The organism is Micromonospora yongxingensis (genome assembly GCF_052601155.1).
The window spans coordinates 1-15,342 of sequence record NZ_JBQXEO010000003.1 but is presented as its reverse complement, the minus strand read 5'-3'; the positions used below and the strand labels follow the sequence as shown (position 1 = coordinate 15,342).

Annotated in this window: 14 protein-coding genes; 13 read left to right on the top strand and 1 reads right to left on the bottom strand. The window is 71.7% G+C overall.

Annotated features, from left to right (window positions below):
- Positions 1-59 precede the first annotated feature (59 nt).
- From ACTWLT_RS05610 to ahcY, 5 genes are all read left to right on the top strand, one after another.
- Positions 60-245, top strand: a complete 186-nt coding sequence (locus tag ACTWLT_RS05610) for a Trm112 family protein (protein WP_252419240.1) — start codon at positions 60-62, stop codon at positions 243-245.
- Positions 242-1,438: an SIS domain-containing protein gene (locus ACTWLT_RS05605; RefSeq protein ID WP_252419239.1), complete on the top strand. Its 1,197-nt coding sequence runs from the start codon at positions 242-244 to the stop codon at positions 1,436-1,438. Before ACTWLT_RS05610 ends, ACTWLT_RS05605 begins: the two co-directional genes overlap by 4 nt.
- Before the next feature lie 67 nt (positions 1,439-1,505).
- A complete protein-coding gene (locus ACTWLT_RS05600) occupies positions 1,506-2,513 on the top strand; it encodes a cation diffusion facilitator family transporter (RefSeq protein ID WP_252419238.1) in 1,008 nt (335 codons plus the stop codon).
- A gap of 3 nt (positions 2,514-2,516) precedes the next feature.
- Positions 2,517-3,680, top strand: a complete 1,164-nt coding sequence (gene manA, locus ACTWLT_RS05595) for a mannose-6-phosphate isomerase, class I (protein ID WP_445317414.1) — start codon at positions 2,517-2,519, stop codon at positions 3,678-3,680.
- A gap of 278 nt (positions 3,681-3,958) precedes the next feature.
- Positions 3,959-5,458, top strand: coding sequence for an adenosylhomocysteinase (gene ahcY / locus ACTWLT_RS05590; protein ID WP_252419236.1), 1,500 nt, complete (start codon positions 3,959-3,961; stop codon positions 5,456-5,458).
- A 73-nt stretch (positions 5,459-5,531) separates the two neighbouring features.
- Here ahcY and ACTWLT_RS05585 read toward each other — a convergent pair whose 3' ends face one another.
- Positions 5,532-5,690 carry a hypothetical protein gene (locus tag ACTWLT_RS05585; RefSeq protein WP_252419235.1) on the bottom strand — a complete coding sequence of 53 codons (159 nt, stop codon included), beginning with the start codon at positions 5,688-5,690 and terminating at the stop codon, positions 5,532-5,534.
- Between the two features lie 168 nt (positions 5,691-5,858).
- On the opposite strand from ACTWLT_RS05585, the gene efeU reads away from it, so the two are divergent.
- From efeU to hpf, 8 genes are all read left to right on the top strand, one after another.
- Positions 5,859-6,818 carry an iron uptake transporter permease EfeU gene (gene efeU / locus ACTWLT_RS05580; RefSeq protein WP_445317413.1) on the top strand — a complete coding sequence of 320 codons (960 nt, stop codon included), beginning with the start codon at positions 5,859-5,861 and terminating at the stop codon, positions 6,816-6,818.
- A 23-nt stretch (positions 6,819-6,841) separates the two neighbouring features.
- Positions 6,842-7,975, top strand: coding sequence for an iron uptake system protein EfeO (efeO, locus tag ACTWLT_RS05575; RefSeq protein WP_252419233.1), 1,134 nt, complete (start codon positions 6,842-6,844; stop codon positions 7,973-7,975).
- Positions 7,976-8,000: 25 nt separating this feature from the next.
- The gene (gene efeB / locus ACTWLT_RS05570) at positions 8,001-9,278 is read left to right on the top strand and encodes an iron uptake transporter deferrochelatase/peroxidase subunit (RefSeq protein ID WP_445317412.1); all 1,278 of its coding nucleotides are present in this window, start codon (positions 8,001-8,003) and stop codon (positions 9,276-9,278) included.
- 223 nt (positions 9,279-9,501) lie between these two features.
- Complete coding sequence (mtrA, locus tag ACTWLT_RS05565; RefSeq protein WP_030331519.1) at positions 9,502-10,191, top strand: MtrAB system response regulator MtrA; 690 nt, start codon at positions 9,502-9,504, stop codon at positions 10,189-10,191.
- Between the two features lie 12 nt (positions 10,192-10,203).
- Complete coding sequence (mtrB, locus tag ACTWLT_RS05560; RefSeq protein WP_445317411.1) at positions 10,204-11,964, top strand: MtrAB system histidine kinase MtrB; 1,761 nt, start codon at positions 10,204-10,206, stop codon at positions 11,962-11,964.
- Positions 11,961-13,772, top strand: coding sequence for an LpqB family beta-propeller domain-containing protein (locus ACTWLT_RS05555; protein ID WP_445317410.1), 1,812 nt, complete (start codon positions 11,961-11,963; stop codon positions 13,770-13,772). Before mtrB ends, ACTWLT_RS05555 begins: the two co-directional genes overlap by 4 nt.
- 4 nt (positions 13,773-13,776) lie before the next feature.
- Positions 13,777-14,472, top strand: a complete 696-nt coding sequence (locus ACTWLT_RS05550; protein WP_445317409.1) for a ComF family protein — start codon at positions 13,777-13,779, stop codon at positions 14,470-14,472.
- Positions 14,473-14,717: 245 nt separating this feature from the next.
- Positions 14,718-15,342: ribosome hibernation-promoting factor, HPF/YfiA family (gene hpf / locus ACTWLT_RS05545; protein ID WP_445317408.1), on the top strand; the 625-nt coding region annotated here is incomplete at its 3' end.

The window sequence follows — 15,342 nt, the reverse complement described above, 5'->3', positions numbered from 1 at the left end:
TCGCCTGCGCCGGTCGGCACCGCCGCCGGTGAAGCCGCACACGTGGAAGGAGCCGTGCCATGGCCCTGGATCCGCAGTTGCTCGAGATTCTCGCCTGTCCGGACACGCACCACGCCCCGCTCAGCTACGACGCCGAGGGGCAGACGCTCACCTGCACGCAGTGCGGCCGGATCTTCGAGGTCCGTGACGACGTGCCGGTGCTGCTCCTCGACGAGGCACGCGGCGGCCCCGGGCAGTCCTCATGATCGACGGTACGGCCGGTGTCAGCGGACGTCGTGACGCCGACGAAGCCCTGCTCGACAACCCGGACGCCCTGGCCGAGCACGACCCGGGCGGCATGCTCCGGCACACCGCCTCGGCCGGCGCGCAGGTCCGCGAGACGGCCGCCCTGGCCGCCGAGGCGAACCTCGCCGTGCTCGCCGACGACGGGCGGCCCCGGGCCGTCGTGATCGCCGGCATCGGCACCGCCGGGCGTACCGGCGACGTGCTGGCCACGGTGGCCGGGCCACGCTGCCCGGTCCCGGTCATCGCGCACCGCAGCGCGGGCGTACCCGGTTGGGTGGGCGCGGCCGACGTGGTGATCGCGGTGAGCGCGTCCGGTCGCAGCCCGGAGGCGCTCGGCGCCGCCGAGGCGGCGCACCGGCGGGGCGCCCGGCTGGTCGCGGTGGGTGCCCCCGACTCGCAGTTGCAGTCGGTCGCCGAGCGGGCCCGGGCGCCGTTCATCCCGGTGCCCCGGCGCGCACCGGCGCGGGCGAGCCTCTGGGCGCTGACCGTGCCGGTGCTGCTCGCCGCCCGTTCTCTCGGGCTGGTGAAGGTCAACGAGGCGGACCTCGCGGAGACCGCGGCCCGGCTCGACGCGGACGCCGACCGCTGCCGGTCCGCCGCGGAGTCCTTCGTGAACCCGGCGAAGTCACTGGCCCTGGGCCTGGCCGGGTCGATCCCGATCGTCTGGGGCTCGTCCCCGCTGGCGACCGTGGCGGCCCGCCGTTTCGGCGACACCCTGTCGGCCAACGCCCGCTACCCGGTGGTCACCGGTGCGCTCGGGGAGGCCGGCCGGGGCCGGGTCGGCCTGCTCGACGGCGTCTTCGGTGGGTTGGCCGAGGGGGAGCGGGACATCTTCGCCGACCCGGCGGAGGACGACGGTGAGGGCACCCGGCTGCGGCTCGTGCTGCTGCGCGACGGTGGGCTCAACGCCGAGGACGACACGGACGAGCCGCTGGCGGTCGAGGAGCGCCGCGCGGACGCCGTGCAGACCCTCGCCGAGCGCCGCGGCGTGCGATGCGACGTGGTGACCGCCGAGGGTGGCTCCGCGCTGGAGCGGCTGGCCTCGCTGATCGCCGTACCCGATTTCGCCTCGATCTACCTTGCCCTGGCTCATGGGCTGGACCCGATGGCGGTACCAGCCATCACCGAGATGAAGGAGCTGTCGAACCAGTGAACGGACCTAGTGCGCGGCGGAACACCGTCAAGCCGGGCGGTGCCGCGCGGCGGAGCGGAGCGACGGCGTGAGCGCCAACGGTGGAACCAAGGCGATCGTCGCGGCACTGCTGGCCAACATCGGCATCGCCGTCACCAAGTTCGTCGCGTTCATCCTGACCGGCTCGTCGTCGATGCTGGCCGAGGCGATCCACTCGGTCGCCGACTCCGGCAACCAGGGTCTGCTGCTGCTCGGTGGCAAGCGGGCGAAGCGCGAGGCGACCCCGCAACACCCGTTCGGGTACGGCCGGGAGCGCTACATCTACGCGTTCATCGTGTCGATCGTGCTGTTCAGCGTCGGTGGCCTGTTCGCCCTGTACGAGGCGTACCACAAGTGGGCGCATCCACACGGGATCACCGAATGGCACTGGGTGCCGGTGGTCGTGCTGGTGTCGGCGATCATCATGGAGTCGTTCTCCTTCCGGACGGCCATCAAGGAGTCCAACCACATCCGCGGCAACCAGTCCTGGGTGCACTTCATCCGCCGGGCCAAGGCACCGGAGCTGCCGGTGGTGCTGCTGGAGGACTTCGGCGCGCTGGTCGGTCTGGTGTTCGCGCTGTTCGGCGTCACCATGACGCTGATCACCGGCAACGGCGAGTGGGACGCCGCCGGCACCGCCATGATCGGCATCCTGCTGGTGACCATCGCGATCGTGCTGGCCATCGAGACGAAGAGCCTGCTGCTCGGTGAGGGTGCTGAGCAGCACGACGTGGACGCCATCGAGCGGGCCATCACCGACGGCCCGGAGGTCGAGCGGATCATCCACATGAAGACGCTCTACCTGGGGCCGGAGGAGCTGATGGTGGCCGCGAAGATCGCGGTGCCGGCCTGCGAGAGCGCCGAGGACCTGGCCCGGGGCATCAACGCCGCGGAGGCGCGGATCCGCGCGGCGGTGCCGACCGCCCGGGTGATCTACCTGGAGCCCGACATCTACAGCGCCGCCGCCGCCGAGGCCGGCACCGGCGCCGTCGCCGGCACCGCCGTACCGCAACCGCAGGACGCGTCGGGTGAGGCGGCCGGGCGGCCCGGGGGCTGACCGGTGGAACTGCTGTACGGACCGATCCGGGACTACGCCTGGGGGTCCCGCTCGGCGATCGCCATGTTGCAGGGGCGACCGGTGCCCAGCGCCGGCCCCGAGGCGGAGCTGTGGTTGGGTGCCCACCCGGGCGCACCGGCCAGCGTCGAGCGGGCCGGCCTCCGGGTCAGCCTCTGTGACCTGGTGCGCGACGAGCCGGGGCAGTGGCTCGGCCAGCGGGTCTCGGATCGGTTCGGCAGCCGGCTGCCGTTCCTGCTGAAGGTGCTCGCCGCAGAGGCTCCGCTGAGCCTCCAGGCCCACCCGGACGCCGAGCAGGCCCGGGCGGGCTACGAGGCGGACACCGGACGGCCGCCGGGGGAGCGCAACTACTCTGATCCGTACCACAAGCCGGAGTTGCTGGTGGCGCTCACGCCGTTCGAGGCGCTGTGCGGCTTCCGGGACCCGGTGGTGTCGGCCGAGGCGCTCGACGCGTTCGGCGTACCGGCGTTGGCGCCGGTGGTCGCCGCGTTGCGGACGGGGCCGGCGGGGCTGCGTACGGCGGTGCGGACGCTGCTCGGCTGGCCGTTCGCGGAGCGCGACGATCTGCTGAGTTCCGTGGTCGCGGCGTCGACGGACGGCCCGGACGCGGAGTTGGCCCGCCGGCTGGCCCTCGCGTACCCGGGCGACCCGGGCGTGCTGGTCGCGCTGCTGCTGCACCACCTGCGGCTGGCGCCCGGGGAGGCCATCTGGATGCCGGCCGGCAACCTGCACGCCTATCTGAGCGGTTGCGGCGTGGAGATCATGGCGGCCAGTGACAACGTGCTGCGTGGCGGGCTGACCCCGAAGCGGGTGGACGTCGACGAGTTGATGCGGGTGCTGCGCTTCGAGGTGCTCGCCGATCCGGTGCGGGCCGCGGAGCAGGTTGCGCCGGGGGTGGAGTGTTGGCCGGTGCCGGTGGACGACTTCGCGCTGCACCGGGTGCGGGTCGGTTCGGCGGTGCCCTCGGTCACGCTGTCGCTCCCGGGACCTCGCGTCGTGCTCTGTGCCGTGGGCCCGATCGCCGTGGACGACGGGGCCGGGGCGCTGACGCTGGCCTCCGGCCAGGCGGCGATCGGGACCGCGGCGGGCGAGTCGCTGCGGGTCAGCGGCAACGGTGAGGCGTACGTGGCAACCGCTGGGCTGCGCTGACGGTCGCTCGCCCCGACGACACAAGTCCGACTTTCCCGGAATAGCTTGACTCGCCTCTGGCTGAGTGTGACTCTATGAGTACGCAGCGTTATCGCGACGACGGTCCGACAACGTGCGGGGAACCAAACCGGGGGGATGCACGGGGCGGGCGGGACGTGGGCGGATTTTCCGTCCACCACCGACCGCCCCGTGCGCTGTCCGCCGACCGTCCCCGGCCGGCCGTCCCTGGCGCGCGTAAGGTGGAGAGTCGGCGCAGACATCGTTCGACAGGAGCTTTCATGACCAGCACCCTCCCGGCGTCTCCCAGCGGTACGCCGTCCGAGGCTCGGCCGAGCACCCTCGCCGAGGGCGACTTCAAGGTGGCGGATCTGTCGCTCGCCGAGTTCGGGCGCAAGGAGATCCAGCTCGCCGAGCACGAGATGCCCGGCCTGATGTCGATCCGCCGGGAGTTCGCCGAGGCACAGCCGCTCGCCGGCGCGCGGATCACCGGCTCGCTGCACATGACCATCCAGACCGCCGTCCTGATCGAGACGCTGGTCGCCCTCGGCGCTCAGGTCCGCTGGGCGTCCTGCAACATCTTCTCCACCCAGGACCACGCCGCCGCGGCGATCGTCGTCGGCCCGGACGGCACCCCCGAGGCCCCGGCCGGCGTCCCCGTCTACGCCTGGAAGGGCGAGACCCTGCCGGAGTACTGGTGGTGCACCGAGCAGGTGCTCACCTGGCCGGACGGGCAGGGCCCGAACATGATCCTCGACGACGGCGGCGACGCCACCCTGCTGGTGCACAAGGGTGCCGAGTTCGAGAAGGCCGGGGCCGTGCCGCCGGTCGAGTCCGCCGACTCCGAGGAGTACGCGGTCATCCTCGAACTGCTGCACCGCTCGCTCGCCGAGGACGGTCAGCGCTGGACGCGGATCTCCTCCGGCATCAAGGGCGTCACCGAGGAGACCACCACCGGCGTGCACCGGCTCTACGAGATGCACCGCGCCGGCACGCTGCTCTTCCCGGCCATCAACGTCAACGACTCGGTGACCAAGAGCAAGTTCGACAACAAGTACGGCTGCCGGCACTCGCTGATCGACGGCATCAACCGGGCCACCGACGTGCTGATCGGCGGCAAGATGGCCGTCGTGATGGGCTACGGCGACGTGGGCAAGGGCTGCGCCGAGTCGCTGCGCGGCCAGGGCGCCCGGGTCGTGGTGACCGAGGTGGACCCGATCTGCGCGCTGCAGGCCGCGATGGACGGCTACCAGGTGGCCACCCTGGACGACGTGGTCGAGCAGGCGGACATCTTCATCACCGCCACCGGCTGCTTCAACGTCATCACCAACGAGCACATGGCCCGGATGAAGCACCAGGCCATCGTCGGCAACATCGGCCACTTCGACAACGAGATCGACATGGCCGGTCTGGCCAAGCGCTCGGACGTCGAGCGGGTCAACATCAAGCCGCAGGTCGACCTGTGGCGCTTCGCCGACGGGCACGCCATCATCGTGCTCTCCGAGGGCCGCCTGCTGAACCTGGGCAACGCGACCGGGCACCCGAGCTTCGTGATGTCGAACTCGTTCGCCAACCAGACGATCGCCCAGATCGAGCTGTTCACCAAGACCGAGGAGTACCCGATCGGCGTCTACGTGCTGCCCAAGCACCTGGACGAGAAGGTCGCCCGGCTGCACCTGGGCGCGCTCGGCGCGAAGCTGAGCACGCTGACCAAGGAGCAGGCGGCCTACCTGGGCGTCTCCACCGAGGGTCCGTTCAAGCCGGACCACTACCGCTACTGATCGACGCTTCACGCACCGGGTCGGCTGTTCGCAGCCGGCCCGGTTCGTCGTTTCCGGACCGCTCCGAGCCCGGTCAGTCCGGACGGGAACGGCGGCGGGCGGGGCGGAACCACGTCCACAGGCACCAGACCAGCCAGCCGAGCGACACGACGGTGGCCAGTGCCCGCAGGCGCAGCGCGCTGAGCAGCAGCACCACGGCCAGCACCGTCAGCCACGGCAGGAATCCCCTCACGGCGGGGATCCTTCCACAGTCGGACGGCAGCCCGCTGATCGTCGGGCGGTCGCGGTCGCTCGCGGGCGAGGTGAGCTTGTCGTGAACAACTTGACGGGCCCTCTGAACAGGAGGAAGGTATGGCTGCCCTAAGTAAGCTGAGGCGTACCTATTGATCTCGGAGCCCGGATGTTCGCCACCTACCTGATCGGTCTGCGGGAGGGCCTGGAAGCGACCCTGGTGGTCAGCATCCTCGTCGCCTTCCTGGTGAAGTCGCAGCGCCGGGACCGGTTGCCTCAGGTCTGGGCGGGGGTCGGCCTGGCCGTCGCGCTGTCGGTGCTCTTCGGCTGGCTGATCGAGTACACCTCGACCTCGCTGCTGGCCCGCTCCGAGGACCGCGAGCTGTTCGAGGCGATCACCTCGGTCGCCGCCGTTGTCTTCGTCACCTGGATGATCTTCTGGATGCGCCGGGCGGCCCGCACCATCGCCGGCGAGCTGCGCGGCAAGCTCACCGAGGCGCTGGCCGTCGGGTCCCTCGCGGTCGCCGGGATGGCCTTCCTCGCCGTGATCCGGGAGGGCCTGGAGACCACGCTGATCTTCTACTCCGCCGCCCAGGGCGCGGCCGGCGACAGCGGGCCGTTGCTCGCGCTGATCGGCGGCATCGCCACCGCCGTGGTGATCGGCGGCCTGCTCTACGCCAGCGCCCTGCGGATCAACCTCAGCAAGTTCTTCACCTGGACCGGCGCGCTGCTGATCCTGGTCGCCGCCGGCATCCTCAAGTACGGCGTGCACGACTTCCAGGAGGCCGGCGTCCTGCCCGGCCTGAACGACCTGGCCTTCGACATCACCACGACGCTGGACCCGAGCACCTGGTACGCCGCACTGCTCGCCGGCATGTTCAACGTGACCCCCGCACCCACCGTGCTGGAGACGATCGCCTGGGTCGGGTACGCCGTGCCGGTTCTCCTGCTCTTCCTGCGCCCGGCCCGGCGTAAGCCGGCACCCGTCGCGACGGCGGCCGCGCCCGCGAGCGAGGCGGCCCCGACGACCGGCGCGACCGACACCGCGACCACCCCCACCACCGTCACCGAGCGCGGGGCCGACACCGGCGCCGAGGCCGAGGCGGCGACCACGCCGCAGCGTGCCTGACCCCACGAGGAGAGACAGCTCAGATGCGTACCACCCGATTCTTCGCGCTGGCCGCTGCCGGCGTGCTGGCCACGACCGGTGTCGCCGCCTGCTCCGACTCCGAGAAGGGTGATTCGGCCACCGCCGGCGGCCCGATCGTGGTCAAGGCCAGTGACACCGCCTGCGACGTCGGCACCACCGACCTCGGTGCGGGAACCGCCACCTTCAAGATCACCAACTCGGGCGCGAAGGTGACCGAGTTCTACGTGTACGCCTCCGGCGACCGCGTGATGGGCGAGGTGGAGAACATCGCCCCCGGGCTGAGCCGTGAGCTGCACGTGGAGCTGCCGGCCGGCACGTACGAGACGGCCTGCAAGCCGGGAATGAGCGGCAAGGGCATCCGCGGCGCGCTCAAGGTCAGCGGGTCGGCCGAGCCGCTGACCGCCGACGCCGCGCTGGCCGGGGCCACGGACAACTACCAGCGTTACGTCAAGAGCCAGACCGGCGCGCTGCTGGAGAAGACCGAGGAGTTCGTGGCCGCGGTCAAGGCCGGCGACGTGGCGAAGGCCAAGGCGCTCTTCCCGGTGGCCCGGACCTACTGGGAGCGGATCGAGCCGGTGGCCGAGATCTTCGGCGACCTCGACCCCAAGATCGACGGCCGCGAGGAGGTCATCGAGGAGGGGATGGAGTTCACCGGCTTCCACCGGATCGAGAAGGACCTCTGGCAGTCCGGCGACATCAGCAAGGACGGCCCGATCGCCGACCGGCTGCTGGTCGACGTGAAGGAGATCGTGGCCAAGGCCAACGCCGAGAAGCTCTCGCCGCTCCAGCTCGCCAACGGCGCCAAGGAACTGCTCGACGAGGTCGCCAGCGGCAAGATCACCGGCGAGGAGGACCGCTACTCGCACACCGACCTGTGGGACTTCGCCGCCAACCTGGAAGGGTCCAAGGCCGCCGTGTCCGCCCTCCGGCCGGCGCTGGAGCAGCGCTCGCCGGAGCTGGTGAAGCAACTGGACACCGAGTTCACCAACGTCGAGGCGCTGCTCGGCAAGCACCGCGACGGCGACGGGTGGAAGCTGCACACCGCCCTGAGCAAGGCCGAGCTCAAGGAGCTGTCCGACGGCATCAACGCCCTCGCCGAGCCGATCAGTAAGGTCGCCGCGGTCGTCGCCCGGTGACCGGACGTCAGGGAGAGTCGAGTCGATGAGCGGGAGCAGGTTGACCCGCCGGCGAGCGATCACGCTCGCCGGCGCCGGGGTGGCCGGAGTCGCCGGGGTGGCCGCCGGTGCGGGCGCGCTGATCAGCGGGTCCCGTGACCCGGCCGCGGCCAGCGACCACCCGGCTGGGGCCGTGCCGTTCCACGGCGAGCACCAGGCCGGCATCGTCACCCCGGCCCAGGATCGGCTGCACTTCGTCGCCTTCGACGTGATCACCAAGGACCGGGCCCGGCTGGTCGAGCTGCTCCAGGAGTGGACGGCCGCCGCCGCGCGGATGACCGCCGGGCGCGACGCCGGCGTGCTCGGCGCGGTCGGCGGGATGCCCGAGGCTCCGCCGGACGACACCGGCGAGGCCCTCGGCCTGCCCCCGTCGCAGCTCACCCTGACCATCGGCTTCGGGCCGACGCTGTTCCGCGACGCCGACGGCCGGGACCGGTTCGGCATCGCCGACCGGCGCCCCGCGGCCCTGGCCGAGCTGCCGAAGTTCCCCGGTGACGCGTTGCAGCCACAGCTCTCCGGCGGCGACCTCTGCGTGCAGGCGTGTGCCAACGACCCGCAGGTGGCGGTGCACGCGATCCGCAACCTGGCCCGGCTCGGCATGGGCGTGGTGAGCGTCCGCTGGTCGCAGCTCGGCTTCGGCCGTACCTCGTCGACCTCCCGGGACCAGGCCACGGCGCGCAACCTGTTCGGCTTCAAGGACGGCACGGCCAACCTGAAGGCCGAGGACACCGACCTGCTCCGCGACCAGTTGTGGGTGCAGCCGGGCGACGGGCCGGACTGGATGGCCGGCGGCTCGTACCTGGTCACCCGCAAGATCCGGATGCTCGTGGAGACCTGGGACCGGACCTCGCTCGTCGAGCAGGAGGAGATCGTCGGTCGGACCAAGGGCAGCGGTGCGCCGCTGGGCAGAACGGACGAGTTCGACGAGCCGGACTTCGCCGCGCGTGGTGCCGACGGGCAGCCGGTGATCGCCGAGCACGCCCACGTCACGCTCGCCCACCCCAGCCGGAACAACGGCGCCCACCTGCTGCGCCGCGGCTACAACTTCGTCGACGGCTCGGACGGCCTCGGCCGGCTCGACGCGGGCCTCTTCTTCATCGCCTACCAGCGGGATCCGCGCCGGCAGTTCGTGCCGATCCAGACCCAGTTGGCCCGGCACGACGTGATGAACGAATACCTGCGGCATGTCTCCAGCGGTCTGTTCGCCTGCCCGCCCGGGGTGCGCGACGGCGGTGACCACTGGGGGCGGACGCTCTTCGGCTGACCCCGTCCGCATCGCGACAGCGCGACCGGCCCGAGTGGCGGTGGCGCGCGGTGGCGCCGAAGGGGGATCATGGTGGTAGCCCGGCCGGGGGATCCATCCGCGCGCCGGGCCCCGCACCACGTGGCGCCGCCGCCACGGGCCGGGAGATGACACTTGCCGGCGGCACCAACCGTGCCGGTGACGCCGGTCCCACCGAACTGAATGGGGATGCAATATTAATCCCATGAGAGCCCGGGTACTGGTGGTCGACGACGACCCCGCCCTCGCCGAGATGCTCGGCATCGTGCTGCGCAGCGAAGGCTTCCTGCCGTCGTTCGTGGCCGACGGTGAGCGAGCCCTGGCGGCGTTTCGCGACAGTCGTCCCGATATCGTCCTCCTCGACCTGATGCTGCCCGGGATGAGCGGTATCGACGTGGCCCGGTCGATCCGGGCCGAGTCCGGCGTGCCGATCGTCATGCTGACCGCCAAGAGCGACACCGTCGACGTGGTCCTCGGCCTGGAGTCCGGTGCCGACGACTACGTGGTCAAGCCGTTCAAGCCCAAGGAGCTGGTGGCCCGGATGCGGGCCCGGCTGCGCCGGGGCGAGGACGTGGCTCCGGAGATGCTGACCATCGGGCCGCCCGACAACCAGATCACCATCGACGTCCCGGCGCACACGGTCAGCCGCAACGACGAGGAGGTGAAGCTGACTCCGCTGGAGTTCGACCTGTTGGTCGCGCTCGCCCGCAAGCCGCGTCAGGTCTTCACCCGTGAGGTGCTGCTGGAGCAGGTCTGGGGCTATCGGCACGCGGCCGACACCCGGCTGGTCAACGTGCACGTGCAGCGGCTGCGCGCCAAGATCGAGCCGGACCCGGAGCGCCCCGAAATCATCCTCACCGTGCGGGGCGTGGGCTACAAGGCGGGGACCGGATAGCCTGGTCGCACTGTGTCGACCTCCCCGCCGCCGCACCCCTCGGCCGCCGCTGCTGCCCGCCGGTCCCGCGCCGGCTGGGAGCTCTGGCGCGCGCTGAGTGGGCGGGCCGCCCGGGTGGTGGCCCGGGTGCACCAGACCTGGCGTCGCTCGCTCCAGGTGCGGGTGGTGACCATCACGCTGGTCGCCTCCAGCCTGCTGGTCGGCGGCTTCGCGTTCCTGATCGCTGACAAGATCACGACGATCCTGCTGGACAACGCCCGCACCGACGTCCGGATGCGCGTGAACAGCGGCGCCGACTACGCGGCCAAGCAGGTCTCCCTCTACGGCCAGCCGCAGGAGGCGCAGCTCCAGGAGACCATCGAGGGCACGGTCAACTACCTGGCCGGTGGTGACCCCCAGCAGACCAGTGGTGTGGTGGTCGCGATCACCGCCGACGGCTACCCCAACGTCATCCAGACCCGCACCGCGCCCGCGGCGAACGTCCGGCCGCTGATCAGCCCGGAGCTGCGGGCCGCGGTCGCCGGCGGCAAGGTGGCCAGCCAGATCCGCACCGGACGGCTCACCGGGGAGTCGACGAAGTACCTCGTCTACGGCTCGCCGGTGCCCACCCGCTTCGGCCAGATCGAGCTCTACTACCTGGTGCCGCTGACCCGGCAGGACGTCACCGCCGCCGACGCCCGAGCAACCGTGGTGGCCACCGGCGTGGCCCTGGTGATCCTGCTCGGGCTGCTGGCGGCCCTGGTCACCCGGCTGGTGGTCAACCCGGTCCGGGTCGCCGCGCGCACCGCCCAGAGGCTCTCCGCCGGTCTGCTCGACCAGCGGATGGTGGTCAACGGCGAGGACGACCTGGCGCTGCTCGCCGCCTCGTTCAACCAGATGGCCACCAACCTGCAACGGCAGATCCTGCGCCTGGAGGAGATGTCCCGGTTGCAGCGCCGGTTCACCTCCGACGTCTCGCACGAGCTGCGGACCCCGCTGACCACGGTCCGGATGGCCGCCGACCTGATCTTCGCCGAGCGTGACGAGTTCGACCCGGCGGTGGCCCGCAGCGCCGAGCTGCTCCAGGCCGAGCTGGACAGGTTCGAGGAACTGCTCACCGACCTGTTGGAGATCAGCCGGTTCGACGCGGGCTTCGCCATGCTGGACGCCGAGCCCACGGACCTGGTGCCGGTGGTGCACCGGGTGGTCGACCGGTTGTCCGGCCTGGCCGAGCGGGTGGGCGTCCCGATCGAGCTGGACCTGCCGAGCACGCCGGTGATCGCCGAGGTGGACCCGCGCCGGGTCGAGCGCGTGCTGCGCAACCTGGTCGGCAACGCCGTCGAGCACGGTGAGGCCCGGCCGGTGCTGATCACCCTCGGCATCGACGAGACCGCCGTGGCGATCACCGTCCGGGATCACGGGGTGGGGCTCAAGGTGGGCGAGGAGAAGTTGGTGTTCAACCGGTTCTGGCGGGCGGACCCGTCCCGGGCCCGGCAGACCGGCGGCACCGGCCTGGGCCTGTCGATCAGCCTGGAGGACGCCCGGCTGCACGGCGGCTGGCTGGAGGCGTGGGGTGCGCCCGGGCAGGGCGCACAGTTCCGGCTCACCCTGCCGGCCCGCGCCGGTGACCGGCTGACCACGTCGCCGCTGCGGCTGGTGCCCGCCGACGCCGCGCTGCCGTTCGGCGGCCCCCGGGACGGCGGTCCGCTGGCCATCGGCCCCGGCACCGGCGGGGCGCTGGCGATCAGCCCGGCACCGGCCGGGGACGGGCAGCGGGCGGAGGTGCGCTCATGAGGAGTCGCCGCGCGCTGGGGGCACTGGGTGTGGTGTTCCTGCTGAGTGCCGGGTGCGGGATCCCGGAGGCGTCCGACGTCCGGGTCGACGGCAAGGGCGGCACCGCGGCGGAGGCCGGCGCGGTCAACGGTCGGCGCAGCGAGCCGCCGTCGCGTACGGCCAGCGGCAGCGCCAACGACGCGTTCGTGCGTAACTTCCTGTCCGCTGCCGCCGGTGAGCCGGACCGGGCCTACGAGCGGGTCAAGAACTTCGTGGCGCCGGAGCACCGGTCCCGGTTGCAGGAGAAGAAGGGCAGCGAGGTCGCGCTGACCGTGGTCCGGCTGCGGGAGACGATCTTCACCCTCAACAGCGACTCGACCACCACCGTGAAGATCACGGTCCAGCAGATCGGCGTGCTGCGGACCAACGGCACGCTGGCCCCGCCGGTGGCGACCGAGACGGCGTACGAGTTCCGGCTGCGCAGCGGGGCGCTCGGCGGCACGGGCAACGACGAGCGCGCCGGCCTGTACGTCCTGGACCCGCCGAACGCGCTGCTGCTCAGCGACGTCGCACTCCAGCTGTACTACCAGGACGAGTCGATCTACTTCTGGAACTCCGACCGCACCCGGCTGGTGCCCGACCAGCGCTACCTGCCGTTCGCGGTGCCGGACGAACGCCGGGTCAACGAGGTGGTGAAGTGGCTGGTCGGCGGGCCGTCCGAGTGGTTGCGACCCGGCGTCGTCGGGCTGCCCGACCAGACCGAGCTGATCAACAATGCTACCGGTGCGAACGACCGGTGGGAAGTCAACCTGGACATGTCCGGTGACGACAAGAGCCGGATCGACCAACTGATCACGCAGCTCGCCTGGTCCCTCGGTGACCTGAAGGGCGAACTGGAGCTGAAGATCCGCAACAACTCGCAGCCGGTGCAGGATCTGCACGAGCGCCGGGTGTCCCATTCGCTCTACCCGATCACCGAGGGTCCGCAGCGGTTCGGCGTGTACGAGGGCGCGATCCGCCCGCTCGACTTCGCCGGCGAGCCCAGCGGCGCCGTGCCGTTGGCGCCCGAGGTCAACCGCAACATCGTCTCGGCCGCCCTCGCGCGGGACCACGGCAGGATCCTCGCCGCGACGGTGGTGAGCGGCGGCAAGAACCGGCAGCGACTCGCCGTGGGCGCCGGTTCCGTTCCGATCTCCGCGCTCAACCGGAACGCGCCCGAGTACGCCTCGATCAGCCGCCCGGTCTGGCTGCGCACCGTCGACTCCCGTCCCGCCCAGGGTCTGGTGGTAGCCGACGGTCGGCTCTACCGCTTCGACGAGACCGCCCGGATGTACCAACTGCCCCTCAACCTGCCCTCCGCCGGGGTCACCGCGGTGGCCGCCGCTCTGGACGGCCAGCGGGTCGCGTTGATCGCCGACGGCCGGCTCTACGTCGCGGCGGTCAACCTGGACGGCGGTGGCGTCTCCATCGGCCCGCCCCGGCCACTGGTCACCTCGCTGACCGGCCTCACCGCGGTCGACTGGGGCAGTGAGGACCGGCTGGTGGTGGCCGGGTCGGCCGGTCAGCCGGCGATCTACGAGATCAGCGTGGACGGTGCCCTGGAGACGCCGCTGAGGACCGACGTGGGCGCCAAGGTCAACCACCTGACGGCGTATCCGACGAACCGCACTCTGCCGCTGTCCAGCGGGGCGTACATGTACGAGGCGAACGGGGTTGCCTACCGCAGCGGCCCGTTCGAACGGATCGGACCCGAGCGGGTGCGGGACATCACCCCGCCGCCGGCCGGAGTCCGACCGAGCAACCCGTCGGCCCCGTTCTTCCTCTACTGACGTCGTGCGCGGGCTCTGGGCGGATCTCGCCGATCTGGTACTGCCCGCCGACTGCGCGGGCTGCCGGCAGCGCCGGCCGGGCCTCCGGCACGGGGTCTGCCCGACCTGCGTGACAGCTCTGGACGCGCTGCGCCCCCGGCCCGTCCGTCCCACCCCCGCCCCGCCGGGCCTGCCGCCCTGCGTCGCCCTCGGCCCGTACGCGGGCCCGCTGCGGGAGGCTCTGCTGGCGTACAAGGAGCACGGTCGGCACGGGCTGGCCCGACCGCTCGGGGCGCTCCTGGCCGAGGCCGTCGCGGCGGCGGTCGGCCGGGCACGTCCGGTGGCGCTGGTGCCGGTGCCGGACACCGCGGCGGCGGCCCGCGCCCGCTACGGCGACCACCTCGACCGGCTGGCCCGGCACTGCGCGGCCCGTCTGAGCCGGGGCGGCTGGCCGGTCCGGGTGGACCGGCCGCTGCGCGCGCTGCCCCGACCCGACTCGGTGACGCTGGACAGCGCCGGTCGGGCGGCGGCGGCCGAGGCGGCTTTCCAGCCCCGCTCCGGTGCCTCCGGCAGGGGCGGCGCACCGGTCGTGGTGCTGCTGGACGACATCGTCACCACCGGGGTCACCCTGGCCGCGGCGTCGCGGGTGCTGGCGGCGACCGGGCGGGCACCGACTGTCGCCGTGGTGCTCGCGGCAACCGAGAAACGACTCCATTTGTAACCGACCGTGTTTCCGTTTCACCCGTTGGTGTACGAGCTGCGGAAAATTATGGGCGGTCTCGGCAACATGGGGTGACTGCCGGGCGAACAGGAGTTAGCGTTTCGCTGTCGGGGGTAGGAGGTCGTTCCACCCGCCTCCGGCGGTGAAAGGAGGCGTAGCCGCACTGACCGGTCGACGCCAGCGGGGCTCCCCAGGGCGCGCGACCGGGTAACCGGATCGAAGACCGTCCGAACAAGGGAGGTCACGTGGACATCGTGGTCAAGGGCCGTAACGTCGAAGTGCCGGACCATTACCGGGTGCACGTAGCCGAGAAACTCGCAAAGATCGAACGCTACGACCACAAACTCATTCGTGTCGATGTCGAGCTGTTTCACGAGCGCAATCCGCGCCAAGCCGACCACTGCCAGCGGGTGGAGATCACCTGCGTTTCCCGGGGCCCGGTGATCCGGGCCGAGGCCTGCACGAACGACTTCTACAGCGCGCTCGACGCGGCGATCGCGAAGCTCGACACCCGGCTGCGCCGTGCGGCCGACCGTCGCCGCGTACACCGTGGTCGGCACGCGCCGATCTCCGTCGCCGAAGCCACCGCCGGCCTGCCGGTCGCGGATCTGGTCGCCGCCCCGCTGACCGCGCCCGGTGACGGCGCCCGCGCCGGCACGGCCGTCGCGGAGCGGGTCGAGGAGGATGAGTACGACCAGCAGCCGTGGCACATCGCCCGGGAGAAGGTGCACCCGGCGGAACCGATGACCATCGACGACGCGCTGTTCGAGATGGAACTCGTCGGCCACGACTTCTACCTGTTCCAGGACAAGGAGTCCGGCCGTCCGAGCGTCGTCTACCGCCGCCACGCCTACGACTACGGGATCATCT